Source organism: Streptomyces sp. NPDC055962, assembly GCF_042270185.1.
Classification (GTDB): Bacteria; Actinomycetota; Actinomycetes; order Streptomycetales; family Streptomycetaceae; genus Streptomyces.
The window spans coordinates 252,792-277,175 of record NZ_JBHJYN010000005.1 but is presented as its reverse complement, the minus strand read 5'-3'; the positions used below and the strand labels follow the sequence as shown (position 1 = coordinate 277,175).

Genomic DNA, 24,384 nt, shown 5'->3' with positions numbered 1-24,384 from the left:
CGGCTGCGCGTACGTCGCTCACGGTGCGACTCCGATCGTGGAAAGACCTGTGTCCTCGGGAAGCCCGAGGGCGATGTTCGTGCTCTGCAGGGCGCCTCCGGCGGTGCCCTTGGCGAGGTTGTCGATGGCGCTGATCACGATGATCCGGCCGGCCGCCTCGTCGTGGGCGACCTGGATCTGGACGGCGTTGGAGCCGTACACGGCGGCGGTGGAGGGCCACTGCCCCTCGGGCAGCAGGTCGACGAACGGCTCGTCGGCGAAGGCCTTCTCGTAGGCCGTGCGGAGCGACTCGGCGCTCACCCCGGGCTTGGCCTTCGCGCTGCACGTGGCGAGGATGCCGCGGGGCATGGGCGCGAGGGTCGGTGTGAAGGAGACGGAGACGGGCTCGCCGGCCGCCGCCCCGAGGTTCTGGATCATTTCGGGGGTGTGCCGGTGGACCCCTCCGACGCCGTACGGGGTCATGTTGCCCATGACCTCGGAGCCGAGCAGGTGCGGCTTGGCCGCCTTGCCCGCGCCGGAGGTGCCGGACGCGGCGACGACGACGGCCTCGGGCTCGGCGAGACCGGCCGCGTACGCCGGGAAGAGTGCGAGGGAGACGGCCGTCGGGTAGCAGCCGGGCACGGCGATGCGCTTGGTCCCCGCCAGCGCGGCGCGGGCCCCGGGCAGCTCGGGCAGGCCGTAGGGCCAGGTCCCGGCGTGCGGCGAACCGTAGAACCGCTCCCAGTCGGCGGGGTCCGCGAGCCGGAAGTCGGCGCCCATGTCGACGACGAGCACGTCGTCGCCGAGCTGTTCGGCCACGGCGGCGGACTGCCCGTGCGGCAGGGCCAGGAAGACGACGTCGTGCCCGGCGAGCACCTGGGCCGTGGTCGGCTGGAGCACACGGTCGGCGAGCGGCCTCAGGTGCGGCTGCAGCGGGCCGAGCCGCTCTCCGGCGTTGGAGTGGGCGGTGAGTGCCCCGATCTCGATCTGGGGATGAGTGAGGAGCAGACGGAGCAGTTCCCCGCCGGCGTATCCGCTCGCCCCTGCCACTGCCGCACGTACCACCATCGGAAATGCCTCCTCATTGATGGCATGACTATACGCAACCATGCAGTGTTATGCAAAGATCCCCGGGAATCCGCCGCCGTCCGCCAGGAGGCCCTCGTGGACCACCGGGGCGCCCCGGGTGGTCACCGGTCTCCCCGCCCCGACCGGCGGCCTCGCCCGTCGTACGGGGATCACCGCGCGCCGCGTCCGGGAGACCGCGGCCGCCGTCCTGCCGGCGTCAGCCGTGTGCGGCCGCCGCGCGGAAGCGCTCCAGAAGGGCCCGGGCCGGCGGTGCATCCGCGTCGAAGAACTGTGTGGCCAGGGCGGGCGGCACGGCCGGGCCGTGCATGCGGATCTCATGACAGTGGAAGCAGAACGCCGCCTCGAACAGCGCCGGGCCGAGCGAGTCGTCGTACGCCCGGACGCCCCAGCCCGGCGCGAAGCCGCAGCGGTGCTGTCCGCTGCCGGGCAGGACCTCGAAGGAGGCGAGGGCGTCGGCGGCCTCGCTCCCGGCCCAGTGGGCGACCACCGCTCCGGGGTAGGGGGCGCCGCTCCGGGCCGGAAGGGCCGAGATCCGCACGACCTCGATCAGCGCGGTGGCGTCCACGACACCCACGGGAAGATGCATGGACTCATTCTTCCTCTCCGCCGGTCTCTCCGCCGGTCCTTCGAGCGGCCGGGCGGGGGCGGCCGGCCCGTGCGGTGAGGCGGAGTGCGCGGAACTTCGGTTACATGGCCGACGGAGGCACCGGCGCGGGCGAGCGGAACGGAGTGAGCGGCCATGAGCGAGATCGTCGACGAGATCAGCCGGGTGCACCGGGAGGTCGGCACGCGCCGGGTAGGGCAGGACGAGGCCGGCAGCGTGCTGCTGCGGCGGACCTTCGACGCCGGTCCGGCCGACGTCTGGGACGCGGTGACCTCGCCGGAGCGGATCGCCCGCTGGTTCCTCCCGGTGACAGGGGAGTTCCGGCCCGGCGGGAGCTACCAGCTGGAGGGGAACGCCGGCGGCGAGATCATCGAGTGCGTGGCCCCGGAACGGCTGCGGGTCTCCTGGCGGTTCGGCCCCGACCCCGGCTTCAGCGAGGTCGAAGTGCGCCTGGCACCGGAGAGCGGCAGCCGGACGGTGCTCGAACTGGAGCACGTCTCCGTGGTCCCGGAGGAGTTCCGGAGCCAGTACGGGCCGGGTGCGGTCGGCATCGGCTGGGACCTGGCCCTGCTGGGGCTCGGGTGGCATCTGACGGGGGGCGGGCTCAGCCCTCAGGACGCCGTGGAGTGGCAGACCTCGCCCGAGGCGAAGGCCTTCGTGGCGCGTTCGGGCGAGGAATGGGGCCGTGCGTTCGCCGCTTCCGGCGCGGATCCGGAGACCGTGACCGCGACGACGGTGGCGACGATCGCCTTCTACACCGGGGAATGACCGGTCCGAGGTCCGTCCTCGGCGGTCCGCTCCCACGGACGACGCGCGTACCGCCGGAGCCGTCCGGCACCCGGCTCCCGGCTTCCAACTTCCGGCTCCCGGCTTCCGGCTCCCGGCGTCCGGATGGCACATGGCGCCTCGCGGGCGGCGGAGCGGAGGTCCCGGTCCGCGGGCCCGGCCAGGCAGCGTCCTGACCGGTGGCGCGGAGGCGGGCCGTCGGCCGGGCACGCCCCACCGGCTCCGCGTCCGCGCACGGACGGCGGCGGCCAGCCGGGCGTCGCCGGCGGACGGTCAGTCGCGGTCGGCCTGCTGGGCCCGGGCGGCGTCGCGCTCCTTGATGCGGACCGCTTCCTTGCGGACCTCGGCCTGGGTGGCGCGCTCCTTCTGGAGCCACTCGGGGCCGTCCTGCTTCAGGGCGTCGATCTGCTCGGTGGTGAGGGGCTCGGTGACACCGCCCCGCGCGAGACCGGCGATGGAGACGCCCAGCTTCGAGGCGACGACCGGCCGGGGGTGCGGGCCGTTGCGGCGCAGCTCCTGCAGCCACGGGGGCGGGTCTGACTGCAGCGCGTTCAGCTCGGCGCGCGAGACGACGCCCTCCTGGAACTCTGCGGGGGTGGCTTCGAGGTACACACCCAGCTTCTTCGCCGCGGTGGCGGGCTTCATCGTCTGGGTGGTCTGGTGCGACGTCATGGTGTACAGGGTATCGAGCATGTGCGGCGCCCGGGACCACGGCCGGTAGCCTTGCGGGGTGACAGGCTCGGAAGTACCCCTCGCGTTCCGGCTCGCCTACGTCCCGGGCGTGACCCCGACCAAGTGGGTGCGGATCTGGAACGAGCGGCTGCCCGGTACCCCGCTGACCCTCGTCGGTGTGCCCGCCGCGGAGGCCGCCGCCCTGCTGCGTGACGGCGGCGCCGACGCCGGCTTCGTGCGGCTGCCCGTCGACCGTACGGACCTCAGCGCGATCCCCCTCTACACGGAGACGACCGTGGTCGTCATCCCCAAGGACCACGAGGGGACGGCCGTCGAGGAGATGTCGGCCGAGGACCTCGCCGAGGAGATCGTGCTGCATCCCCTCGACGACACCCTGGACTGGGAGCGTCCCCCGGGCCGGCCCGCGTTCGAGCGGCCCGCCACGACCGAGGACGCCGTGGAGCTGGTGGCCGCGGGCATCGGCCTGCTCGTCGTCCCGCAGTCGCTGGCGCGCCTGTACCACCGCAAGGACCTCACCTACCGCCCGCTGACGGGTGTCCCCGAGTCACGGATCGCTCTGTCGTGGCCGGAGGAGAAGACGACCGACCTGGTGGAGGAGTTCATCGGGATCGTCCGGGGCCGTACGGTCAACAGCACCCGGGGCCGACCTCCGACACCTCCTCAGCCCAAGGCGAAGCGCGCCGACGGCAAGAAGAGCGGCGCCCCCCGGAAGCCGGCCGCCGGCAAGCCGTCCCGCGGCGGCGCGGGCGGCGCCAAAGGGGCGAAGAACGCCAAGGGCGGCACCGGGCGCGGGAAGCCCCGCCGCAGGCCGTAGCGGGTACGCCCCCTACCTGTAGTACTCGCGAGCTACGTGGCGGGTGCGCTCCCGCGCGGGACGCCGACCACACGGATCGCTCCATACCTTCGGTACCGGATTCGACGAGCACCATCCGGTACGGAAGGACTTCCCATGGCGTCCCGCTCACCGAGCAGCCGCGCGCGCCGCGCCCTGCTCGCCGCACTCGTCACCGCGTCCGTGGCCCTGCCGGTCTCGGGGGCGGCCCGCCCCGCCGCGGTTCCCGCGCCCGTCCCCGCCCGCCTCGCGCCGCTGGAGGGGGCGGAGCCCCCGGTGCTGGAGGCCAGGTACGCGGCCGTCCGGCAGGAGATCCGGGCGGCGCGGGACATGGCCACCCGCCACGGCGACCGGCGACGGGCCGCCGCGCTCTCGGGCATGGCGGCCCCGGGGCGCACGTTCCTGATGTTCGACGGGCGCGACGGCGGCCGGGGCGTGGAGGTCTTCGGGGATCTGTCGCGGGCCGGACGGATCGCCGTGCTGGTGCCGGGATCGGGTGTCGACCTCGACCACTACGGCCGTTCACGGCGTGGTGCCGAGGCTCTCCTCGGTGAGCTGGGCCCCGGGACGGCCGTCGTCGCCTGGCTCGGCTACCGGACCCCCACCACGCCGGGCCCCTCCTCCCTGACGGCGGCGCGTGCCGACGAGGCGGCTCCGGGCCTGCGGGCCTTCGTACGGGAGATGCGCCGGGTCAGGCCGGCCGCCCCGGTCTCCCTCCTTTGCCACTCCTACGGTTCCGTGGTCTGCGCCCGGGCCGCTTCCGGGCTCGATGTGGCGGCCATCGTCCTGTACGGAAGTCCCGGCACCGGCGCGGACGACGCGGCCGCCCTGGGCACCCGGGCCACGGTCTGGGCGGGACGGGGCGGGGACGACTGGATCGGCCGGGTCCCGCACCTGGTCCTGCCGCTGCCGTTCGGCGCCGTCGGGTTCGGGACGGGCCCGGTGTCGCCGGAGTTCGGCGCGGAGTTCTTCGACGCGGGCGGCGCCGGGCACGGCGACTACCTGAGACCGGGGAGCGTGGCCCTGCGCGGCATCGCCGCGATCGTCGCGGGGACGGCAGAGGTCCGTCATGCGTGACCTCGTGAGAGGCGCGGAGGTGCGGGCCCTCGTCCGGCGGATCGAGGCGGCCACTCCCCCGGACCGCGATCACGCGGTCGACGCCCTGCGCGCCTTCGCCGTCCTGGGCGTGGTGTGCGGCCACTGGCTGGTGACGGCACTGGTCGCCGACAGCGGCACCGTCCGCGGTGCGAGCCCTCTCGCGTACATGCCAGGACTCACTCCCGTCTCCTGGGTGTTCCAGACGCTCGCCCTGTTCTTCCTGGTGGGCGGCCGGGTGGGCGCGACGGGATACGCCTCGGCACGGGCCAGGGGCGAGTCCTACGGTCACTGGCTGAGGGTCCGGATGCTGCGCCTGTTCCGGCCGGTCGGCGTGGTGACCGCCGTGTGGGCCGTGGCTGCGGCCGTGATGTCGGCCTCGGGTGTGGACGAGGGGACGCTGCGCGCGCTGGGCTCGCTGGTGTGGTCACCGCTGTGGTTCCTGCTGGTGTTCGCCGCGCTGACGGCGGCGACCCCGCTGGTCGCACGGCTGCACCCGCTCGTGCCGCTCGTCGTCGTCCTGTACGTCGACCTGTTCCGTCTGGGGCTCGACGGCCCCGCCTCCCTGGGGTGGATCAACGTGGCCGCGGGCTGGCTGGTCCCCTACTGCCTGGGTGCGGCCTGGGCACGGGGCGGGCCGAGCGGCCGCCGGACCGGATGGATGCTGCTGCTGGGGGGTGCGGGGGCGACGGCCGGGCTGGTGCTGTTCGCCGGGTATCCCGCCTCCATGGTCGGGGTGCCGGGCGGGGCTCTGTCCAACCTCGACCCGCCGTCGCTCGCCGCCGTCACGTTCGGCCTCGCCCAGTGCGGGGCGGCCTTCCTCCTGCTCGGACCGCTACGGCGGGTCCTCGCGCGGCCGGTGGTCCGGGCCCCGGTGATCCTGCTGAACCTGTCCGCGATGACGGTGTTCCTCTGGCACCAGACCGCGATGATCGCGGTCACGTCGACCGTGCTCTTCCTGGGCGGCCCGGTCCCCGGCCTGCACACGGTCCCCGACGGCCCCGGCTGGGTGCTCGCCCGGCTCGCGTGGCTGCCGGTGTTCGCCCTGGCGCTGCTGCTGTGCCGGTCCGCGTTCGGGGTGTACGAGCAGCGGAGCGGCGGCAGTTCGACCGTCGTGCGCTCCGGTCCCCCCGCCCGGGAACAGGAGTCGCACCGTGCCTAAGCTGAACGCCATGACGGGGGTCGGGACACGGATGTGGACCGCGGTGCGCGGTCTGCCGCGGATGCTGCGCGAGGACCTGTGGACCGCTCCCGTCGATCCCGTACCGCCCATGGGCGCCCCCGGATCCCCGGTATGGCGGCCGGCGTTCGGGATGCTGCTGCTGCTCGGGGTGACGCTCGTCGCCGTCTGGCACGTGCCCGACCTGGTGCCCCGGGGTGCGGCCGTGCCCGAGTACGCGGTGCTCCTGGTCGTGTGCCAGGCGATCGCGCTCCTCGCCGGCATGTGGCAGCCCCTGTACGCGTGGTGGGCCTCGCTGGGTCTGATGGCCGTCAGCGTGCGGATCGCGGAGTCCGCCGTGACGCCCGGCGATCCGTTCCCGTGGACCGGCCCCGAGATGGCGTTGCAGGGCGGGGCGCTGTTCCTGCTGGCACTCCGGGTCCATCCGCGCCGGGCGGTCCTCGCGCTCGCGCTGAGTCTGCTGACGGGGCTGGTGAGCAGCACCGTCACCACGCAGGCCCACCACTACTCCCTGGGCGTCGGCGCGCCCGTCGTCATCGCGGCCGTGGGAATCGGCGCGGCGCTGCGCGCTCTGCGGGTGGCCCGCAGCCAGCTCGTCGTGCAGTCCGGGCTCACGCGTGAGGAGCGGTCCCGGCGCACCCTCCTGGAGGAGCGCAACCGGATCGCACGTGAGCTGCACGACGTGGTCGCCCATCACATGTCGGTGATCTCCATCCAGGCGCAGGTCGCCCCGCACCTCGTCGCACACCCCTCGGACGAGCTCAGGGAGAACCTCGCCGGGATACGGGAGAACGCGGTGCAGGCCCTGGCCGAGCTGCGCCGGGTGCTGGGCGTGCTGCGCGCGGAGGACGCGGCGGCGGACGGGGTGCGGCACGCCCCGCAGCCCACGCTGGATCGGCTGGACGAGCTGATCGGCACGGTGCGGAGCACGGGCGTGTCCGTGACGACGGGGACCACGGGCAGGCGCAGGCCGCTTCCTCCCGGGGTGGAGCTGTCCGCGTTCCGGATCGTGCAGGAGGCGCTGAGCAATGTGCTGCGGCACGCTCCGGGGGCCGGCGCCCGGGTCGAGGTGGGCTATCACTCCGCCGCCGTCACGGTCCGGATCACCAACACGGCCCCGGACGCGCCGGGGCGGCCGACGGGCGGCGTCGGACACGGTCTGCTCGGGATGCGCGAACGGGCCGCCATGCTGGGCGGCGACCTCGCCCACGGCCCCACCCCCGGTGGGGGTTACGAAGTAGTGGCGACACTCCCCCTGGAGGAACCTTCATGACCATCCGCGTACTGATCGCCGACGACCAGATGATGGTCCGCCAGGGCTTCACCGTGCTCCTGGACGCCGAGCCGGGCATCGAGGTCGTCGGTCAGGCGGTGGACGGGGTGGACGCGCTGGAGAAGGCCGCCGAACTGGGCCCGGACGTCGTGCTGATGGACATACGGATGCCTCGCCTGGGCGGCATCGACGCCACGCGCCGTCTCACCGGGGAGCACGGTTCCACGGTGAAGGTGCTCGTCCTGACCACCTTCGACCTCGACGAGTACGTGTACGAGGCGCTCCGCGCCGGCGCCTCCGGGTTCCTGCTGAAGGATGCCTCTGCCGACGAACTCGCTCAGGCCGTGAGGGTGGTGGCGGCCGGGGACGCGCTGCTCGCCCCGAACATCACCAAGCGCCTCATCGCCGAGTTCTCCCGGGTGAGCGCCGGGCCGCGCGCGCCCCGGAGGGAGCGCGTGGGCGACCTGACGGAACGGGAGACGGAGGTGCTGTCCCTGATCGCGCAGGGCCTATCGAACGCGGAGATCGCGGCGGGCCTGGTGGTGGCGGAGCAGACCGTGAAGACCCATGTGAGCCGGATCCTGGTGAAGCTGGGCCTGCGCGACCGCACCCAGGCGGCGGTGTTCGCGTACGAGTCGGGGCTGGTGCGCCCTGCGGGTCACTGAGCTGCGGGGAGCGCCTCGTACACCGCGTCGACCAGCGCCATCTTGCGCGGGTCGTCCGCGATGTCCGGGCCCATGCGGTTCATGACGTAGCCGAGGGCGATCCCCGCCTCGGGGTCGGCGAGACCGCAGGAGCCGCCCGCCCCGTCGTGGCCGACGGCGCGCGGGTTGGGGCCGTAGGAGCCGTTCGGGCCGCTCAGCCAGAGTCCGAGGCCCAGCTCCGTCTCGTGGGCGAAGCCCGCCCCGAGCACCAGGTCCCGGCAGCTCCCCTGCCCCTCCCGGACCCGCTCGGCCGCCTCCTCGGACAGGATCCGGTGGCCGTCGAGGGTGCCGCGTCCGGCGAGGATTCCGTAGAGGGAGGCGACCGCGCGGGCCGTGCCGTGACCGTTGGCGGCCGGGATCTCGGCGGCGCGCCAGCCTGGGGTGTTGGCGGCCGCGATGCCCGTGCCGGGGTTGAGCAGTGAGGCGATGGCCACCGGTTCCATCGCCGCGAACAGGGCGGCCTGTTCGCGGGAGACGGCCTTCGGCTGGACGAGTTCGGCGACGCGTCCGGCGTCCTCCTCCGGGAGGCCCACGGTGAAGTCGATGGAGAGGGGCCCGGTGATCTCCTGGCGGAGGAACTCCCCCGGCAGCAGGCCCGTGATCCGGCGGACCACCTCACCGACGAGGAAGCCGTAGGTGATCGCGTGGTACCCGGAGCGGGTGCCCGGCTCCCACCAGGGCTCGGTCGCCGCGAGACGGGCCGTGGTCAGCTCCCAGTCGTAGAGCTCGGCCAGGGTGTGCGGATCGCGCAGCCCCGCGACGCCGGAGCGGTGCGAGAGCAGATGCCGTACCAGCACGGACTCCTTGCCCTGGGCGGCGAATTCAGGCCAGTACGCCGACACCGGGGCGTCCAGGTCCAGGAGACCCCGGTCGACGAGGACGTGGGCGCAGAGCGCCGTCGGCCCCTTCGTGGTGGACCAGACGTTGACCACGGTGTCCCGCTCCCAGGGGCGGATCCGCTCCCCGTCGGCCCAGCCGCCCCAGAGGTCCACCACGGGAGCGCCGTCGAGCAGGACGGTCACCGCCGCACCCAGTTCATCGCGCTCGGCGAAGTTGGCCTCGAACGCGTCGCGCACCGCCGCGAACCGGTCGTCGCAGTGGCCTTGGATCTGGGGCACGGGTCTCTCTCCTCGTCTCGGTGCCACGCACCGTACCGACTGGTCGGACCGGCGGGAAGACGCCGTACGGCCCGTTCCTTCGACCGGGTGACCGGTCAGCGCGGGACCGCCTCGAAGCTGACGCTCCAGCGCCCGGGGAGTCCGGTGATCGTCACGGCGGAGAGCGGCCGGACGTCGACGTTCCAGTACGTCGACGGCGGGGCCTTCAGGGCGTACACCAGAGCCGCGCGTACGACCGCGGGTTCGGCCACGGCGACGAGGGCGCCCTCCTGGACCGGCCGGGTGTCGAGCCAGCTCCCCACCCGGGATATGAAGGCGAGCAGGGATTCCCCGCCGTGCGGGGCGGAGCGCGGATCGGCGAGCCAGGCGTCCACGGCGGCCGGTTCGCGGGCGGCGACCTCGGAGAGGGTCAGCCCCCTCCAGCGGCCCATGTCGCAGTCGCGCAGGGCGAGCTGGACGAGCGGGGCGAAGCCCAGGGCGTCGCCCGTGGCGCGGCTGCGCGGGGTCGGCGAGCAGTAGCGCAGCTCGGCGGCGCCGAGCTGGACCAGGGTGTGGGCGGCGAGCTGGACCTCACGCCAGCCGGCGTGGTCGAGCGGCCGGTCGTCGTCGAAACGCTCGGCGAGGAGGGCGGAGCTGCGTGCTGCGGCGACCATGGACACCCGAACACTCATGGGCGCGATCGTGGGGCCCGGCGCCGCGCCGGTCAAGAGGGCGGTGGGCCGGGGGCGTCCGCGCCTCGGCCCACCTGGAGGGCCATCCACATGTCCGGGTCGGGGAGCGGGGTGAAGCCGAGCTTCGCGTAGACCCCGTGGGCGTCCCTGGTGGCGAGCAGGAATCTGCGCACGCCCAGCGGGGACAGGACGTCGCGGACGGTGGTGACGAGCCGGGTGCCGAGGCCGTGGCCGCGGGCCGCGCGGTCCACGTAGACGTCGCAGATCCAGGCGAACGAGGCGCGGTCGGTCACCACCCGCGCGTAGGCCGCCTGCTCGCCCGAAGCGACGTCGTAGGCACCGAAGTTGAGCGAGCCCGCCATCGCCCGGTCCTGCATCTCCCGGGTGCGTCCGAGCGCCCAGTAGGCGTCCGTCGACAGCCAGCGGTGGACGCGGGCCGGGTCGATCCGGGTGAGGTCGTCGGAGATCTCGTAGGACCGCCCGGCGGTGTCGTTGCCGTTCATCCCGGGAGGCTATCGCCCGGCCCCTGCAGTTCGTCGACCGCTTTACGCAGCCTGCGCACCCCCTCGGCGATCTCGGCGGGGCCGGAGAGGGCGGCGAAGCTGAGCCTGATGTGCCCGGCGGGGGGTTCGGCGCAGTGGTACGGGCGGCCGGGCGCCACGGCGACGCCGGCCCGCAGCGCGGCGGCGACCAGTGCGGGCTCACCGGCCACCGGGCCGGGCAGCCGGAGCCAGAGGCTGCCGCCGCCCGACGGCACGTGCGGCAGGGCGAGTTCGGGCAGTCCGCCGCGCACGGCGGTCGTCATCGCAGTGCGGCGCGCGGCGAGTTCGGCGGCCACGGTGCGCAGATGGCGCTCCCAGGAAGGGGAGCCGACGAGTTCGAGCGCGGCCTCCTGGAGAGGGCGCGGCACGAAGAAGCTGTCGACGACCTGGATGGCGCGCAGCCGTTCCAGCACGGGCCCGCGAGCAGCCAGGGCGCCGACCCGGAGGCTGGGCGAGGTGATCTTGGTGAGGGAGCGCACATGGACGACGGCACCGTCCGGGTCGTGTGCGGCCAGGGGCTCGGGCAGGGGGCCCGCGTCCGCGTGGACGAGATGGCGCGCGAAGTCGTCCTCGACGACGAAGGCGCCGGCATCCCGGGCGGTCCGCACGATCCGTTCGCGCCGCTCAGCGGCGAGGACCGCGCCCGTCGGGTTCTGGAAGAGCGGCTGGCAGACGAACACCCTGGCCCCGGTCGCGCGGAACGCGGCTTCGAGCAGGTCGGGCCGCACCCCGTCGGCGTCCACCGGCACCGGGACCGGCCGCAGGCCGGTGGCGCGGGCGGCGGCCAGCATGCCCGGATAGGTGGGCGATTCGACGAGGACGGGGGCGCCGGGCGGGGCGAGCGCCCGCAGCGCGGTGGCCAGGGCGCTCTGCCCTCCGGCGGTGACCAGGACGTCGGCCCCGGTGAAGGAGGGGCCGATCTCCCGGGCGAACCAGGAACGCAGCTCGGCCAGGCCGTCGGTGGGCGGCCTGCCCCACGCGCCCGGCCGTCGTCCGGCCCGGGCCAGGGCGGCGGCGAGGGCGCGCTCGGGCTGGAGGCCGGAGTGGAGGTAACCGCCGTTGAACTCGATCACGCCGGGCGGCGGTGCGGCGAGCGTGACGAGGACCCCCGACGCGTCGACGGTGCGCGGCACGACCTCGGGTCCGCCACCGCCGCTGAGCGACACCTCCTGCCAGGAGGTGTCGCCCGGTGCGGGGGCTGCTCCGCGGGTCTCGGCCCGGAAGGCCCCGGAGCCGGGCCGGGTGACGACCAGGCCCTCGGCTGCGAGCTGCGCGACGGCCCGGGAGACGGTCACCGGACTGACCCTGAAGCGCTCGACGAGCGCACGGCTCGACGGCAACTTCTCACCTGGCGAGTAGCGGTTCAGCTCACCTTTCAGGGAAAGCACCAGTTCTGCCACACTGCTACGCTCATGCATGACAGCACAGAATAGCGCTACTGCACCCTCGGCGATAGCGGTCGGGACTCCCCTCCCCGTGGTGCACCGCGGCCCCGGAAGCGGTGTCCTCCTCGCCGGCCTCGGTGTGCTCGCCTTCTCACTGACCTTCCCCTCCACGGTGTGGGGGCTGGAGAGCTTCGGCCCCTGGTCCCTGGTCGCGCTGCGCACCGTGCTCGCCGCACTGATCGCCGGATGCGCCCTGCTCGCGGGCCGCGTCCCGGTGCCCGAGCGCCGCCACTGGGCGGGGCTCGCGGTCGTCGCGGGCGGCGTGGTCGTGGGATTCCCCCTGCTGACCTCGCTGGCGCTCCGGACCTCCACGAGTGCGCACGCGGCCGTCGTCGTGGGGCTGCTGCCCCTGACGACCGCCCTCTTCTCGGCCCTGCGCACCGGGTCGCGCCCTCCCCGCGCGTTCTGGGCCGCCGCCCTGGCCGGTGCGGCCGTGGTGATCGCCTTCACCGTCCAGCAGAGCGGCGGTGCGCTCTCCGGCGGCGATCCGTACCTGTTCGCGGCACTGCTGGTCTGCGCGGCGGGCTACACCGAGGGGGGCAGGCTGGCCGGGGTGATGCCGGGCTGGCAGGTGATCGGCTGGGCCCTCGTCCTCTGCCTGCCGCTCGCGGTGGCCGGCGCGGCGGTGGCGCTGCCGCACGAACCGGTGCACCTCACGGTCCACGGGGTCGTCGGGCTGGTCTGGGTGGCCGTCGGGTCGACCTTCCTCGGGCTGTACGTCTGGTACCGGGGCATGGCGGAGATCGGAGTGCCGCGGGCCAGCCAGCTCCAGCTGGCGCAGCCGCTGCTCACCCTGGTCTGGTCGCTCCTCGCCCTCGGCGAGGAGGTGTCCCCCGCCGCCCCGGTGGCGGCGGTGGCCGTGCTGGTGTGCATCGCCGTCACCCAGCGCGCGGGGAGCCGGGGTAGGCGCCGGCCAGGAGCCGGGGAACCTGTCCGGTCATAGAATTGTCGACATGGACCGCCACCCGTGAGGAGGTCATCCCCGATGGAGGCACACACGGGCGACCATCTGCTGACGCACGGCAGGACCGTCGGACAGCACGACCGGGTCGCAGAGATCGTCGAGGTGCTCGGCGACGGGGGCAGCCCCCCGTACCGCCTGCGCTTCGAGGACGGGCACGAATCGATCAGGTCCCCGGGCCCCGACAGCGTCGTCCGGCCCGCCGTCCCGGAGGACGGGGACCGGTAGAGCGCGCGTGCGCCGGGGGCACGAGCGGTTCCCGGCGCACGCGCCCTGCCGTACGGGCGGGGCCGTGCGGGCTGTCGGACGGGCGGACCCGTGCGGGCTGCCTGAAGGCCGCGGCCGTGCGGACTCAGTGCGGCGCGCGGGCCCGTACCTGGTAGTGGTCGGCGACCACCCGGGCCATGGCGCCGATGGGGTCGGCCTCGACCTGCTTCGCGGAGAAGAAGATGTGGCCGCCCGCCTCGGGGTGACCGGCCGCGAGATCCAGATGCCGGGACAGCTCGGCGGGATCCTGCCAGGCGGCGGGTTGCGCCGGGTCCCCGGCCTTGTATAGCGCCTCCCCGACGTACAGCCCGACGCCGGTGCCCCGGACCGTCTCGGCCCACCACGGCAGCAGCTTCGCGTAGTCGGCGGCGGAGAAGCCGATGTTCCAGTAGATCTGCGGGCAGATGTAGTCGATCCAGCCCTCCTTGACCCACTTGCGGGTGTCGGCGTGCAGGTCGTCGTAGGTCTGCACGCCGGCCGCGGTGTCGGAGCCCAGCGGATCGGTCGAGGCGTTGCGCCACACCGCGAAGGGGCTGATCCCGAAGCGGACGCTGCTCCTCACCTCCTTGATCCGCGCGGCGGTCTCCTTCACCAGGCGGTCGGTGTTGTCGCGGCGCCAGGACGCCTTGTCGGTGAAGTCCTCCCCGTACAGCTCGTACGCCGCGTCGTCGTCGAAGGCCTGGCCGGCCACCGGGTACGGGTAGAAGTAGTCGTCCCAGTGCACCGCGTCGACCTCGTAGCGGCTCACCGCGTCGAGCATCGCGTCCTGGACGAACTCCCTGACCTCGGGCAGTCCCGGGTTGTAGTAGAGCTTCCCGCCGTACGGCAGCACCCATTCCGGGTGGAGCCGGGCGGGGTGCGAGGCGACGAGACGTGAGGGGTCCGTGTGGTTCGCGACCCGGTACGGGTTGAACCACGCGTGCAGCTCCAGACCGCGGGCGTGGGCCTCGCGCACCGCGGTGCCCAGCGGGTCCCAGCCTGGGTCCTTGCCCTGGACGCCGGTGAGGCACTGGGCCCAGGGCTCGTACGACGAGGGCCACAGGGCGTCGGCGCTCGGCCGGACCTGGAGGACCACGGCGTTCAGCCGGAGGTCGACCGCGCGGTCCAGATGGGCGATCAGCTCCGCCTCCTGGGCGGCCGCGCTCAGCCCCGCCGCCGACGGCCAGTCCAGGTTGGCGACCGTGGCGATCCACACCCCACGCATCTCGCCCCCGTCCGCCCTGCGGTGCCGGCGCCGGGCGGGACCCGGCCGGTGTGCCGCGACGGCATCACCCGCCGTCATCAGCGCGGCCACCGTGCTCGCCGCGCCCAGAACCAAGGACCTCCGGCCCATGCGACGCATATGTGTACCTTTCTTACCGCTTGGTGTCGTATGCCATGTCAGCAGTGCGTGACGCAGATCATGCCCGCCGCCGGACCGTTCGACCCGCGGCTCACCGGAACCTGAACGCGGGTTAACGTCATGGGGTCGAGGCGGGCACCGGAACCGAACGGGAACTGCCGCACGAAGATCAGCGAAAGGCACGAGGTGACGGACTCTATGGCCGACATTGCACGCGTCGGAGTGGTCGGCTGTGGCCAGATGGGCGCAGGCATCGCCGAGGTGTGCGCCCGCAGCGGTCTCGAGGTCAAGGTGGCCGAGACCACCGGCGAGGCGCTGGAGATAGGGCGTACCCGCCTCCACAACTCCCTCTCCAAGGCCGCCGAACGCGGCAAGATCACCGTGGAGGAGCGCGACGAGACCCTCGCCCGCCTCAGCTTCACCACCGACCTCGGGGAGTTCTCCGACCGCGATCTCGTGATCGAGGCCGTCGTGGAGAACGAGCAGGTCAAGACGGAGATCTTCCAGGTGCTCGACCAGGTGGTGACCCGCCCGGACGCCATCCTCGCCTCGAACACCTCCTCCATCCCGCTGGTGAAGCTGGCCGTGGCCACCTCCCGGCCGGACCAGGTCATCGGCATCCACTTCTTCAACCCGGCACCGGTGCAGCGGCTCGTCGAGCTGATCCCGGCGCTGACGACGTCCGACGAGACGATAAAGCGTGCCGAGGCCGTCGTGCAGGACGTGCTCGACAAGCACGCGATCCGCGCCCAGGACCGTTCGGGCTTCGTCGTCAACGCGCTGCTGATCCCGTACCTGCTCTCGGCGATCCGGATGTTCGAGTCGGGCATCGCCAGCCGCGAGGACATCGACAACGGCATGGAGATGGGCTGCGCCCACCCCATGGGGCCGCTCAAGCTCGCCGACCTGATCGGCCTGGACACCGTGGCCTCGGTCGCCGACTCGATGTACGCCGAGTACAAGGAGCCCCTGTACGCCGCTCCCCCGCTGCTCCAGCGGATGGTCGACGCGGGGCGCCTCGGCCGCAAGACGGGGTCGGGGTTCTACCCGTACGACTGACCGTTCCTCCGAGGGCCCCGCTGCGCACGCCGCGGGGCCCGCGAGGGCGCGTCACCCTGGGTCAGGACCTGTCATCCACCCCGGTGATGGGTGGTTCGGAAGGACTCGCGCCCACCAGGACCGCCTGCCAGTGCTCCGCCACCCGTCGCACGACGTCGGCCACCATGCCGCTGGTGCCCCGCAGGGTGGCCCCGGCCGGCGTCGACGGCTCGGCCGCCCACGCGTCGAGGTCCTGCGGACCCGGTAGGCGATCGTCACCATGGCCCGGTCCTGCTCTGGATCTGACCTTTGAAGACGATCTCTGGTGACAACCGCTTCATTCCGAAGATCCAGGGACTTGCGACTGTCCGCTGCGTCAAGATGTCGGCATGATGTCTCGAGGGCGCGCTGGGACCGTGGCGGCGGCGGCGTTCAGCGTCGCACTGTGCTTGCTCGGCTTGCTGTGGACCCTGCATGCCCTGCCGGGCGCGAAGGGGGATTCCGACCCGGCAGGGGTGCTGGCCCTCCTGCCCAGCCTGGTGAGCATGGTGCTCGGGGGCTGGGGGACGTGGGCAGGATTCCGGTCCCTGCAGAAGACGGCCGAGGCCATCGCAGAGGACCTCGCCACGTCGGTGGCAAGGACGGAGGGCGCCCAGTACCGGCAGTTGCTGGGCAGCGGGCAGGCGGCGGCGGACGGGCGCATCGATCTTGCTTTCACGGCCGGGTCCACCACCTTGAGCGGTTCGCGCGCCGAGGGAACGCTGGAGGGGATCAGCGACTACTACCGGGAACTGCGGCCCGGTCGGATGGTCATCACCGGTACACCGTCCGACGGTCGATACGGGCCGGCCGGCGGTGACGCGGGCACAGGGAAGACCGTGCTCGCCCTGGCCCTGATCCTGGGGCTCGCCACGGAACGCTCCTCACGGGATCCGGTTCCGGTACGGCTGACGGCGGCATCCTGGCCAGGCGGCAGAATCCGTGACTGGCTTCGGACACACCTCACCGAAGTCCACCGCCTGTCCCGCGGCAACGCCGCCCGTGTCGTCGAAGCCGACCTCGTCCTGCCGGTCATCGACGGCCTGGACGAGATGGACCAGAGCACGGCGCCCGGCTACACCTCACGCGCTGCCGCGCTCCTGCGCGAGATCAATCGCTTCGAACGCGCCGGCAGGCACTGCCCGGTCGTCGTCACCTGCCGACTCACGCAGTATCAGGCACTGGTGGAAAGAGAGGTGGAGTCGGGGAGCGTGGCACACATCGCCGTGGCCCGCGTCGATGCTGCCCGCGCTCACCACTACCTGTCACAACGTGTGGCCGCGATGGAACGGAGCCGGGCCCGTTGGCAGCCGGTCCTCTCCGCTCTGGAAGGGGCAGCGGCGGGCTCACCCGGTGCCGTACCTCCGGAACATGCCCTGCTGGCCGAGACGCTGGACACACCCTGGCGACTGACTCTGGCAACCACTGTCTTCCAGGAGCGTGATCCCGAGGGGGAATACCTGCGTGACCCCGCCGACCTCCTCGTGCTGGCCGACAGCGGGCGTTTGTACGAAGACCTGTTGGATCGCTACATCAGTGCCGCTGTGACCGCAGCCCACCGGGGCTCGGACGACGCCTCCCACCGCTCGGGCGCTGACACCCCGGCGCAACTTGATGCCGATACCACTTGGCGCCGCCTGGCATTCCTCGCCCGCCACCTCGACGACAACAGCGACTCCGGCGACGGATCGCACCGCCGTGTCGCAAGACGTGTGCTGAGCAGCACCGACCTGCTCCTGCACGAACTGTGGCCCCTGGGAGGGCAGCATCGGACCCGGTGGACCGAACGGCTCCTGGCCATGGCGGCGTTGTTTCCTGTGGCCACCTTGGCCGCGTTGGCACTGATCCCCTCCGGTCAGACAAAAGCCCTCCTGGTTTTCTTGCTCGTCCTCCTGGTTGCGGCGCTTTACCGCCCGACGTGGCCGAAGCCGCGGCGGATCGACGTCGGCCGTCTCCGCACCCCGGCCGGTAGACGCGCTCTCATCGTGACCACCACCGCAGTGTTCTCCATTGTTTTCGTGATCATTTCCAGCATGGGAATGTATGCGGGAGGGCCCCATCGAAATGTTTTCGTGATTGCCGCAGGAGCCGGGCTCGCGACCGGAGTGCCGGCCGGACTCGCACGCGGGCTCATGATGAATCAGGAGAACGTAGGAATCTCTCCACGGCACACCATCCGCATGGACCTCACCGCCGCGCTCGTGTTCGGACCCGTGGCGGGGGTCGGAGCATCGTTCCTGTTCTCCTTGATGCTTGTCCTTTTCGCCACGGGCGACACCGATGCCTCATTCCTTGACTATGCGCTCTTCCTTTTCGCGACAACCATGGTCGGGCTGACGGCTGGGGCCATCATTTTCATTCTCCCTGTCGGAGGAGGAGCGGCATCTCTGCGGTATCTCGCGTTCCTCCTCCACACGCGCAGGAGGTTGCCGTGGCGGCTGGGGCACTTTCTCGATACCTGCTACGAACTCGGCATCCTGCGTGTGTCAGGGATGGCATGGCAGTTCCGCCACCGTGAGCTTCAGAACCACCTCGCCGCCCGTCCGACACCACCGTCACCTTCTTGAGGGATGGCGGCGGAGTCCTGTGCGACGGCTCGCCCTCCGAGACGGGGGCGAGCCGCCAGGCGTACGGCTGAGCCGTCCTGCCGGTGCGGCGGACCCCCGGACTCTCCGGCGGGACCGCCGCACCGGCATGTGCCGTCAGCCCAGCTGCATGTGATGGAGCATCAGCAGCCCCGCCGCCATGTTGGCCGCGGGGATCTCGCCGCGCGCGACCATGTCCGGCACGAGTTTGAGCGGCACCCACGCGCGGCGCGATGACTCGAAGTCGTCCGCCGGGTGCCCGGTGTACGTGGCCTCGCGGGACCAGAAGAGGTGGTGCCGGGCGTCGATGAGGCCGTTGGCCGGTTCGACGGTCATCAGGGGGCGCAGCTCACCGGGGCGCCAGCCGGTCTCCTCCTCCATCTCCCGTGCCGCCGCGGCGGCGATGTCCTCGCCGTCCTCGACGACGCCCGCGGCCAGCTCCCAGCCCCAGCTGTCGGTGATGAAGCGGTGCCGCCACAGGAGCAGGACCTCGTTGGCCTCGTTCACTACGGTCGCCGCGGCGACGGCCCGGAGCCGGATGAGGAAGTGGTCCAGGTGCCGGCCGTCAGGGAGGGCGACATTCGCCAGATTGACCCGGAACCAGCGATTCTCATACACGGTCTGTTCGTTTAAGTTCGTCCACTGCACAGTTCTGCCACCTTCCGACTGGTCGATGGCAACATCGCAGCAGGGTCCGCCCCGCAGGGGAACGCGTGGAGGACTCCGGGACGAGGCTCACAGGGGCACGCGGAGCGCTCCGTCGATGAGGACGGCCGCAGCCGTGGCGTCCGCGCTGCCGCTCGCGGCCAGGTGCTCGCGTACGGAGCGCAGCCGGTCACGGAGCCGCTGGGATTCCATCCCCCAGGCCCGTTCCGCCATCTCCGAGGCCGTGCGGGCCGCTCTGTCGGCCTCGCCCTGGAGCAGTTCGAGATGGGTGAGCAGGGCGAGCCGGTGCACGGCCCCGCGGTCGTGCGCGGGGGAGCGTACGGCCGCAGCCGCGTGCTCCCGGGCACCGGCGAGGTCCCCGAGCCGCAGCAGGGCCTCCGCCACCTGGACGTTGACCAGACCGGGCTGGACGTACCCCGTCTCGTCCGGCTCGCTCCCGCTGCCGATGCGTCCGGCCTCCGCCTCCGCCCTGCGGATGCACTCCAGGGCGCTGCGGTGGTCGCCGAGCCGGGCGTAGGCCTTGGCCTGCATCGCGTGCAGATCGGTGGCCAGCGCCGGGGTAATGTGCGGGCCCGCGGCGCGCAGGGCGGCCTCGGCGAACGCGACGGACCGGCGGAATTCGGCCAGGTACAGGGACTGGTTCACGAGCAGAGCGATCACATAGCCGCCGAGCCCCCGGTCCCCGCTGGCCTTGGCCAGGCGCAGGGCCTGGTGGAAGTACCGCTGGGCGAGCCCGTGGGCGTCGGAGTCGTAGGCGCAGATGCCGGCGACGGCCACCAGACCGGCGGCCGCCCGGTGCAGCCTGCGGCCCGTGGCGTCGCTGTACCCGCCGCGCAGCAGCGGCGCCGTCTCGGCGTTGAGGAAGCCGACGACGCGGGGTCTGGTCGCGATCCCTCCGGCCTTCCGGTACATCTGCTCGTAGTGGGCGCGGGCCGCGCGCAGCATCGCTATGTCCGCCGGGCTCACGCGGGACGGCCCGGGGCGGGAGACGTCGGCGTCCTCGGGAGGGTTCTCCCACTCCCAGACGGGCATCACCGCCGTGGTGCCCGTCACGGCCGCCGCGGTGGCGAGGTGCGGGCGCTGCTGTTCGTCGGAGCGCCACACGGCGGTCGCGTGCTCGACGAATCCGGAGAGCCCGGTGCTCGGCGCCGTCGCATGGAGCCCGGCGACGCCCATGCCGATGTCGTCGAGGGTGACGGGCCGGTCCAGCCGGCCCGCGAGCACCTCGCAGATCAGGTCGGGGACCTGCCCGCGCGGCCGCTGGCCCTTGAGCCAGCGGGAGACCGCCGTGTGTTCGTAGCGCAGGCACAGCCCCCGCGCGCGGCCGGCCAGGTTGACGTGCAGGGCGAGCCCCGCACGGGACACACCCGCCTCGTCGATCAGGGATTCGAGCAGGACGTTGGGCTCCATTGCCCCCCCAAGTGCGCGTCGCGACGAGCCTAGTCCAGCACGATTCACACGGGGTGTGAACGGAATGCCCGAACCGTCCTGCCGTGCGCCCTGCCGCTCCGGTGGACCGCCCGGTTGACTGAGTGCCTCGCAAGAGGCGGCCGGGTCGTCGGCTCCCCCTCGTACAGTTCGACGACCCGCACCCGCGCCGTTCGTCCTGCCGGCCTGCCCGACACTCCGTGGCAGGGCGGGCGGCGCCGGATCGCACGGCCCACTGCCCCGATGACAGACGGGCCGTGTGCGGTCCCCCGCCGTCCGGCGAGAACAGAAGGGGCGTATCCGGTGGCCGGATACGCCCCTTCTCACCCTTCGGGTGCCAGGCAGTTTCTACGCGCCGCGCAGCACCGCGCCGGTGCGCTCCGTGGCCAGGGCGACCGCCGTGTCGCGGGCCGCGGAGGCCTCCTCCACGGTGAGCGTACGGTCCGGGGCACGGAACCTCAGCGCGTACGCCAGGGACTTGTTGCCCTCGCCGATCTGCTCGCCGGTGAAGACGTCGAACAGCCGCAGCGACTCGAGGAGGTCGCCGGCGCCCTCACGGAGCGCCCCCTCCACCGCGTCGGCGGGCACGTCCGAGGCGACGACGAGCGCGACGTCCTGGGTCGCCACCGGGAAGGTGGAGATCCGGGGCGCCTGGAGCGCACCGTCGACGGCCCGCTCCAGGACGTCGAGCTCGACCTCCATGGCGCAGGTCCGCTCGGGCAGGTGGAGCTCCTTGACGACCCGGGGGTGCAGCTCGCCCGCGTGGCCGAAGAGGGTCTCCTCGCCGTCGACCGTGACGTACAGCGCGGCGCAGCGGCCGGGGTGCCACGGTGCGTGCCGGCCGGCGCGGACCGTCAGCTCGACGCCGGCCTCACCGGCGACGGTGCGGGCCGCCTCGACGGCGTCCGCCCAGGTGGCGGTGCGTGCCTTGCCCCACCAGCCGGCCTGCTCGCGGGCGCCCGCGAGGACGACGGCGGCGCGGCGCGGCTGGCGCGGCAGTGCCGCGTCCAGTCCGGCGATCTCCTCGTCGGTGGGGCGGCGGTCGACCGGCAGCCGTACGGCCCTGGTCTCCTCGCCGGTCGGCCGGAAGACGAGACCCGTCTCGAAGAGCGCCAGGTCGTGGCTGCCCCGGCCGTCGTTGCGCCGCAGCGCACCGAGGAGGCCCGGCAGCAGCGTGGTGCGCAGCGCGGGCTCCTCGTCGGAGAGCGGGTTGACGAGGGTGACCGTACGGCGGCGGGCGTCGTCCTTCTCCAGGCCGAGCTGGTCGAGGACGGCGTCACCGATGAACGGGTAGCTGAGCGCCTCGACGTAACCGGCGCCGGCCAGGGCCCGGCCGATGCGGCGGTGCAGCCGCTGGCGGTCGGTGAGCCCGCGCCCGGAGGGCGGGGTCGGCAGGGTGGAGGGGAGGTTCTCGTACCCCTCCAGCCGGATGACCTCCTCGGCCAGGTCGTTCGGCGCGTTGAGGTCGGGGCGCCAGGACGGCACGGTGACGATCAGCTCGTCCTGCCCGTAGACGTCGCAGCCGACCTGCTGGAGGCGGCGCACGACCGTCTCGCGGCCGTACGCGACGCCGGCCACCCGGTCGGGGTGGTTCGCGGGCATCGCGATGGTGCGGGGGGCCGACGGGGCGGTGATCTCCGTGACCCCGGCCTCGGCGGTACCGCCCGCGAGGAGGACCAGGAGGTCGACCGTGCGCTGGGCGGCGGCCGCGGCGGCCTGCGGGTCGACGCCGCGCTCGAAGCGCTTGGACGCCTCCGAGCTCAGCTTGTGGCGGCGCGCGGTCCGGGCGATGGCGATCGCGTCGAAGTGCGCGGCCTCGATGACGACCTCGGTGGTCGCGGTCTCCTCGGCCACGTCGGCGATCTCGGTGTCGGCACCGCCCATGACGCCCGCGAGGCCGATGGGCCCGCGGTCGTCGGTGATGACGAGGTCCTGGGCGTCCAGGACGCGCTTGGCGCCGTCGAGCGTGGTGAGCTTCTCGCCCTGCTGGGCGCGGCGCACCCCGATCGGGCCCTCGACGCGGCCGCGGTCGTAGGCGTGCAGCGGCTGGCCGAGCTCGAGCATCACGTAGTTGGTGATGTCGACGGCGAGCGAGACGGTACGCATCCCGGCCTTCTGCAGCCTGCGCTGCATCCAGATCGGGGTACGCGCCTCGGGCCGCAGACCGGTGACCGTGCGCGCGGTGAAGTTGCTGCATCCGATCGGGTCGGACACCTTCACCGGGTAGCCGTGCGCGTTGGGCGGCGGCACGTCCAGGAGCGCCGGGTCGCGCAGCGGAAGCCCGTACGCGGTGGCGGCCTCCCGGGCGACCCCGCGCATCGAGAGGCAGTAGCCGCGGTCCGGCGTGACGGCGATGTCCAGCACCTCGTCGACGAGCTCGAGGAGCTCGATCGCGTCGGTGCCCGGCTCGTACTCGGGCGGCAGCACGATGATGCCGTGCGTGCCGTCGTCGCCCATGCCGAGCTCGTCGGTGGAGCAGATCATGCCGTGCGAGGTCTTGCCGTACGTCTTGCGCGCGGCGATCGCGAAGTCGCCGGGCAGCACCGCGCCCGGGAGGACCACGACGACCTTGTCGCCGACGGAGAAGTTACGGGCGCCGCAGACGATCTCCTGCGGCTCGCCGGTGCCGTTGGCCGTGCCGACGTCGACGGTGCAGAAGCGGATGGGCTTCTTGAAGCCCTCCAGCTCCTCGATGGTCAGCACCTGTCCGACGACCAGGGGGCCCTTGAGGCCGGCGCCGGTCTGCTCGACGGTCTCGACCTCGAGGCCGACGGAGACGAGCTCGGCCTGCACGTCGCGGCCGGTCGCCGTCGCCGGCAGGTCGACGTATTCCCGCAGCCAGGAAAGCGGGACGCGCATCAGATCTCCATCCCGAACGGCCGGGTGAACCGGACGTCACCCTCGACCATGTCTCGCATGTCTTCGACGTTGTGGCGGAACATCAGCATCCGTTCGATGCCGAACCCGAAGGCGAAGCCGCTGTACTTCTCGGGGTCCACACCGCAGGCGACGAGCACCTTCGGGTTGACCATGCCGCAGCCGCCGAGCTCGATCCAGCCCTCGCTGCCGCAGGTGCGGCAGGGGCGGTCCGGGTTGCCGACGGACTCGCCGCGGCAGACGTAGCAGACCATGTCCATCTCGGCGGACGGCTCGGTGAAGGGGAAGAAGTTCGGCCGCAGCCGGGTCTTCATGTCCGGACCGAAGAGCGCCTGGACCATGTGGTCGAGGGTGCCCTTGAGGTCGGCCATGGTGAGGCCCTCGTCGACGGCGAGCAGCTCGATCTGGTGGAAGACCGGGGTGTGCGTGGCGTCGAGCTCGTCGGTGCGGTAGACCCGGCCGGGGCAGACCACGTATACGGGGGGCTTGCGGCTGAGCAGCGAGCGGGCCTGGACGGGCGAGGTGTGCGTACGCAGCACGACACCGGACTCGTCGTTCCTGGCACCGTCGGCGCCCTGGACGAAGAAGGTGTCCTGCATCTGCCGCGCCGGGTGGTCGGGCACGAAGTTCAGGGCGTCGAAGTTGAACCACTCCGCCTCGACCTCGGGGCCCTCGGCGATCTCGTAGCCCATGGCGACGAAGACGTCGGCGACGCGCTCCATGATCGTCGTCAGGGGGTGCCGCGCACCGGCCGGGACGCGGTCGTAGGGCAGCGTGACGTCCACCGCCTCCTCGACCAGCACCCGGGCGTCACGCTCGGCCTCCAGCTCGGTCTGGCGGGCGGCGAGCGCCTTGGAGACGGCGCCGCGGGCCTGGCCCACGCGCTTGCCCGCCTCGGCCTTGGCCTGCGGCGGCAGCGCGCCGATCTCCCGGTTGGCGAGCGACAGGGGCGAGGTACCACCGGTGTGCGCGGTCTTCGCCTGGGCGAGCGCGTCGAGGTCGCCCGCGGCGGCGAAGGCGGCGAACGCCTCGTCCCGCATGCGCTCGATCTCTTCCGGTTTCAGTGCCTCGACCTCGACTGGGTCGTACGACTTGTTCGGTGCCGACATCTCTTCCCGTGCTTCCGATTGGCTGGTGGCGACCCTGGTTCGACGACTGAGGACGCAAAGG

Annotated in this window: 22 protein-coding genes; 10 read left to right on the top strand and 12 right to left on the bottom strand. The window is 72.8% G+C overall.

From position 1 onward, the window contains the following. Window positions 1-18: 18 nt before the first annotated feature. Window positions 19-1,047 carry an N-acetyl-gamma-glutamyl-phosphate reductase gene (gene argC, locus ACFC51_RS17395; protein ID WP_376529455.1) on the bottom strand — a complete coding sequence of 343 codons (1,029 nt, stop codon included), beginning with the start codon at window positions 1,045-1,047 and terminating at the stop codon, window positions 19-21. 217 nt (window positions 1,048-1,264) lie between these two features. Further along, window positions 1,265-1,654 (bottom strand): hypothetical protein, encoded by a 390-nt coding sequence (locus tag ACFC51_RS17390; RefSeq protein ID WP_376372505.1) that lies wholly within the window; start codon window positions 1,652-1,654, stop codon window positions 1,265-1,267. 153 nt (window positions 1,655-1,807) lie between these two features. Here ACFC51_RS17390 and ACFC51_RS17385 point away from each other — a divergent pair, with 153 nt between their 5' ends. Beyond that, entirely contained in the window at window positions 1,808-2,440 is a 633-nt protein-coding gene (locus ACFC51_RS17385; RefSeq protein WP_376529452.1) for an SRPBCC family protein, read from the top strand. Between the two features lie 291 nt (window positions 2,441-2,731). Here ACFC51_RS17385 and ACFC51_RS17380 read toward each other — a convergent pair whose 3' ends face one another. Next, window positions 2,732-3,130: a DUF5997 family protein gene (locus ACFC51_RS17380; RefSeq protein WP_376372510.1), complete on the bottom strand. Its 399-nt coding sequence runs from the start codon at window positions 3,128-3,130 to the stop codon at window positions 2,732-2,734. 58 nt (window positions 3,131-3,188) lie between these two features. Between ACFC51_RS17380 and ACFC51_RS17375 the strand changes: the two genes are divergently transcribed. From ACFC51_RS17375 to ACFC51_RS17355, 5 genes are all read left to right on the top strand, one after another. Continuing rightward, window positions 3,189-3,965 carry a LysR family substrate-binding domain-containing protein gene (locus tag ACFC51_RS17375; RefSeq protein ID WP_376372512.1) on the top strand — a complete coding sequence of 259 codons (777 nt, stop codon included), beginning with the start codon at window positions 3,189-3,191 and terminating at the stop codon, window positions 3,963-3,965. 135 nt (window positions 3,966-4,100) lie between these two features. Then, entirely contained in the window at window positions 4,101-5,060 is a 960-nt protein-coding gene (locus ACFC51_RS17370; protein ID WP_376529449.1) for an alpha/beta hydrolase, read from the top strand. Next, window positions 5,053-6,240 (top strand): acyltransferase, encoded by a 1,188-nt coding sequence (locus tag ACFC51_RS17365; RefSeq protein WP_376372515.1) that lies wholly within the window; start codon window positions 5,053-5,055, stop codon window positions 6,238-6,240. The genes ACFC51_RS17370 and ACFC51_RS17365 overlap by 8 nt, the downstream gene beginning before the upstream one ends. Next, entirely contained in the window at window positions 6,233-7,531 is a 1,299-nt protein-coding gene (locus ACFC51_RS17360) for a sensor histidine kinase (RefSeq protein ID WP_376529446.1), read from the top strand. The genes ACFC51_RS17365 and ACFC51_RS17360 overlap by 8 nt, the downstream gene beginning before the upstream one ends. After that, window positions 7,528-8,196: a response regulator gene (locus ACFC51_RS17355; protein WP_376372519.1), complete on the top strand. Its 669-nt coding sequence runs from the start codon at window positions 7,528-7,530 to the stop codon at window positions 8,194-8,196. Before ACFC51_RS17360 ends, ACFC51_RS17355 begins: the two co-directional genes overlap by 4 nt. Here the strand turns inward: ACFC51_RS17355 and ACFC51_RS17350 are convergent. From ACFC51_RS17350 to ACFC51_RS17335, 4 genes are all read right to left on the bottom strand, one after another. Beyond that, window positions 8,190-9,353, bottom strand: coding sequence for a serine hydrolase domain-containing protein (locus ACFC51_RS17350; RefSeq protein ID WP_376372521.1), 1,164 nt, complete (start codon window positions 9,351-9,353; stop codon window positions 8,190-8,192). The genes ACFC51_RS17355 and ACFC51_RS17350 overlap by 7 nt on opposite strands. A gap of 95 nt (window positions 9,354-9,448) precedes the next feature. Then, window positions 9,449-10,024 carry a histidine phosphatase family protein gene (locus ACFC51_RS17345; RefSeq protein WP_376372523.1) on the bottom strand — a complete coding sequence of 192 codons (576 nt, stop codon included), beginning with the start codon at window positions 10,022-10,024 and terminating at the stop codon, window positions 9,449-9,451. 32 nt (window positions 10,025-10,056) lie between these two features. After that, the gene (locus ACFC51_RS17340; RefSeq protein WP_376372526.1) at window positions 10,057-10,527 is read right to left on the bottom strand and encodes a GNAT family N-acetyltransferase; all 471 of its coding nucleotides are present in this window, start codon (window positions 10,525-10,527) and stop codon (window positions 10,057-10,059) included. After that, window positions 10,524-11,984 (bottom strand): PLP-dependent aminotransferase family protein, encoded by a 1,461-nt coding sequence (locus tag ACFC51_RS17335; RefSeq protein WP_376372529.1) that lies wholly within the window; start codon window positions 11,982-11,984, stop codon window positions 10,524-10,526. Before ACFC51_RS17335 ends, ACFC51_RS17340 begins: the two co-directional genes overlap by 4 nt. On the opposite strand from ACFC51_RS17335, the gene ACFC51_RS17330 reads away from it, so the two are divergent. Next, complete coding sequence (locus tag ACFC51_RS17330; RefSeq protein WP_376372531.1) at window positions 11,983-12,954, top strand: DMT family transporter; 972 nt, start codon at window positions 11,983-11,985, stop codon at window positions 12,952-12,954. The genes ACFC51_RS17335 and ACFC51_RS17330 overlap by 2 nt on opposite strands. A gap of 42 nt (window positions 12,955-12,996) precedes the next feature. Continuing rightward, on the top strand, window positions 12,997-13,200 hold the full coding sequence (locus ACFC51_RS17325) for a DUF1918 domain-containing protein (RefSeq protein ID WP_376372534.1): 204 nt from the start codon (window positions 12,997-12,999) through the stop codon (window positions 13,198-13,200). Between the two features lie 124 nt (window positions 13,201-13,324). Here ACFC51_RS17325 and ACFC51_RS17320 read toward each other — a convergent pair whose 3' ends face one another. Further along, complete coding sequence (locus ACFC51_RS17320) at window positions 13,325-14,581, bottom strand: glycoside hydrolase family 10 protein (RefSeq protein WP_376372536.1); 1,257 nt, start codon at window positions 14,579-14,581, stop codon at window positions 13,325-13,327. Window positions 14,582-14,779: 198 nt separating this feature from the next. On the opposite strand from ACFC51_RS17320, the gene ACFC51_RS17315 reads away from it, so the two are divergent. Both ACFC51_RS17315 and ACFC51_RS17310 read left to right on the top strand, forming a co-directional pair. Beyond that, window positions 14,780-15,640, top strand: a complete 861-nt coding sequence (locus ACFC51_RS17315) for a 3-hydroxybutyryl-CoA dehydrogenase (protein ID WP_376372538.1) — start codon at window positions 14,780-14,782, stop codon at window positions 15,638-15,640. Between the two features lie 395 nt (window positions 15,641-16,035). Next, window positions 16,036-18,225: an NACHT domain-containing protein gene (locus ACFC51_RS17310; protein WP_376372541.1), complete on the top strand. Its 2,190-nt coding sequence runs from the start codon at window positions 16,036-16,038 to the stop codon at window positions 18,223-18,225. 135 nt (window positions 18,226-18,360) lie between these two features. Here the strand turns inward: ACFC51_RS17310 and ACFC51_RS17305 are convergent, their stop codons facing one another. The 4 genes from ACFC51_RS17305 to pheS form a co-directional block, all read right to left on the bottom strand. Then, window positions 18,361-18,891 (bottom strand): NUDIX domain-containing protein, encoded by a 531-nt coding sequence (locus tag ACFC51_RS17305; protein ID WP_376372543.1) that lies wholly within the window; start codon window positions 18,889-18,891, stop codon window positions 18,361-18,363. Window positions 18,892-18,978: 87 nt separating this feature from the next. Next, window positions 18,979-20,319, bottom strand: coding sequence for a transcriptional regulator (locus ACFC51_RS17300; protein ID WP_376529444.1), 1,341 nt, complete (start codon window positions 20,317-20,319; stop codon window positions 18,979-18,981). 366 nt (window positions 20,320-20,685) lie between these two features. Continuing rightward, window positions 20,686-23,196: a phenylalanine--tRNA ligase subunit beta gene (pheT, locus tag ACFC51_RS17295; RefSeq protein WP_376372549.1), complete on the bottom strand. Its 2,511-nt coding sequence runs from the start codon at window positions 23,194-23,196 to the stop codon at window positions 20,686-20,688. After that, window positions 23,196-24,323, bottom strand: a complete 1,128-nt coding sequence (gene pheS, locus ACFC51_RS17290) for a phenylalanine--tRNA ligase subunit alpha (protein WP_376372552.1) — start codon at window positions 24,321-24,323, stop codon at window positions 23,196-23,198. The genes pheT and pheS overlap by 1 nt, the downstream gene beginning before the upstream one ends. Between the last annotated feature and the right edge of the window lie 61 nt (window positions 24,324-24,384).

Bases quoted from the DNA above. Each gene is read 5' to 3' on its own strand.
- argC (WP_376529455.1), bottom strand. From the start codon at position 1,047: ATGGTGGTACGTGCGGCAGTGGCAGGGGCGAGCGGATACGCCGGCGGG.
- ACFC51_RS17390 (WP_376372505.1), bottom strand. From the start codon at position 1,654: ATGCATCTTCCCGTGGGTGTCGTGGACGCCACCGCGCTGATCGAGGTC.
- ACFC51_RS17385 (WP_376529452.1), top strand. From the start codon at position 1,808: ATGAGCGAGATCGTCGACGAGATCAGCCGGGTGCACCGGGAGGTCGGC.
- ACFC51_RS17380 (WP_376372510.1), bottom strand. From the start codon at position 3,130: ATGACGTCGCACCAGACCACCCAGACGATGAAGCCCGCCACCGCGGCG.
- ACFC51_RS17370 (WP_376529449.1), top strand. From the start codon at position 4,101: ATGGCGTCCCGCTCACCGAGCAGCCGCGCGCGCCGCGCCCTGCTCGCC.
- ACFC51_RS17365 (WP_376372515.1), top strand. From the start codon at position 5,053: ATGCGTGACCTCGTGAGAGGCGCGGAGGTGCGGGCCCTCGTCCGGCGG.
- ACFC51_RS17355 (WP_376372519.1), top strand. From the start codon at position 7,528: ATGACCATCCGCGTACTGATCGCCGACGACCAGATGATGGTCCGCCAG.
- ACFC51_RS17345 (WP_376372523.1), bottom strand. From the start codon at position 10,024: ATGAGTGTTCGGGTGTCCATGGTCGCCGCAGCACGCAGCTCCGCCCTC.
- ACFC51_RS17340 (WP_376372526.1), bottom strand. From the start codon at position 10,527: ATGAACGGCAACGACACCGCCGGGCGGTCCTACGAGATCTCCGACGAC.
- ACFC51_RS17330 (WP_376372531.1), top strand. From the start codon at position 11,983: ATGACAGCACAGAATAGCGCTACTGCACCCTCGGCGATAGCGGTCGGG.
- ACFC51_RS17335 (WP_376372529.1), bottom strand. From the start codon at position 11,984: ATGCATGAGCGTAGCAGTGTGGCAGAACTGGTGCTTTCCCTGAAAGGT.
- ACFC51_RS17325 (WP_376372534.1), top strand. From the start codon at position 12,997: ATGGAGGCACACACGGGCGACCATCTGCTGACGCACGGCAGGACCGTC.
- ACFC51_RS17320 (WP_376372536.1), bottom strand. From the start codon at position 14,581: ATGCGTCGCATGGGCCGGAGGTCCTTGGTTCTGGGCGCGGCGAGCACG.
- ACFC51_RS17315 (WP_376372538.1), top strand. From the start codon at position 14,780: ATGGCCGACATTGCACGCGTCGGAGTGGTCGGCTGTGGCCAGATGGGC.
- ACFC51_RS17300 (WP_376529444.1), bottom strand. From the start codon at position 20,319: ATGGAGCCCAACGTCCTGCTCGAATCCCTGATCGACGAGGCGGGTGTG.
- pheT (WP_376372549.1), bottom strand. From the start codon at position 23,196: ATGCGCGTCCCGCTTTCCTGGCTGCGGGAATACGTCGACCTGCCGGCG.
- pheS (WP_376372552.1), bottom strand. From the start codon at position 24,323: ATGTCGGCACCGAACAAGTCGTACGACCCAGTCGAGGTCGAGGCACTG.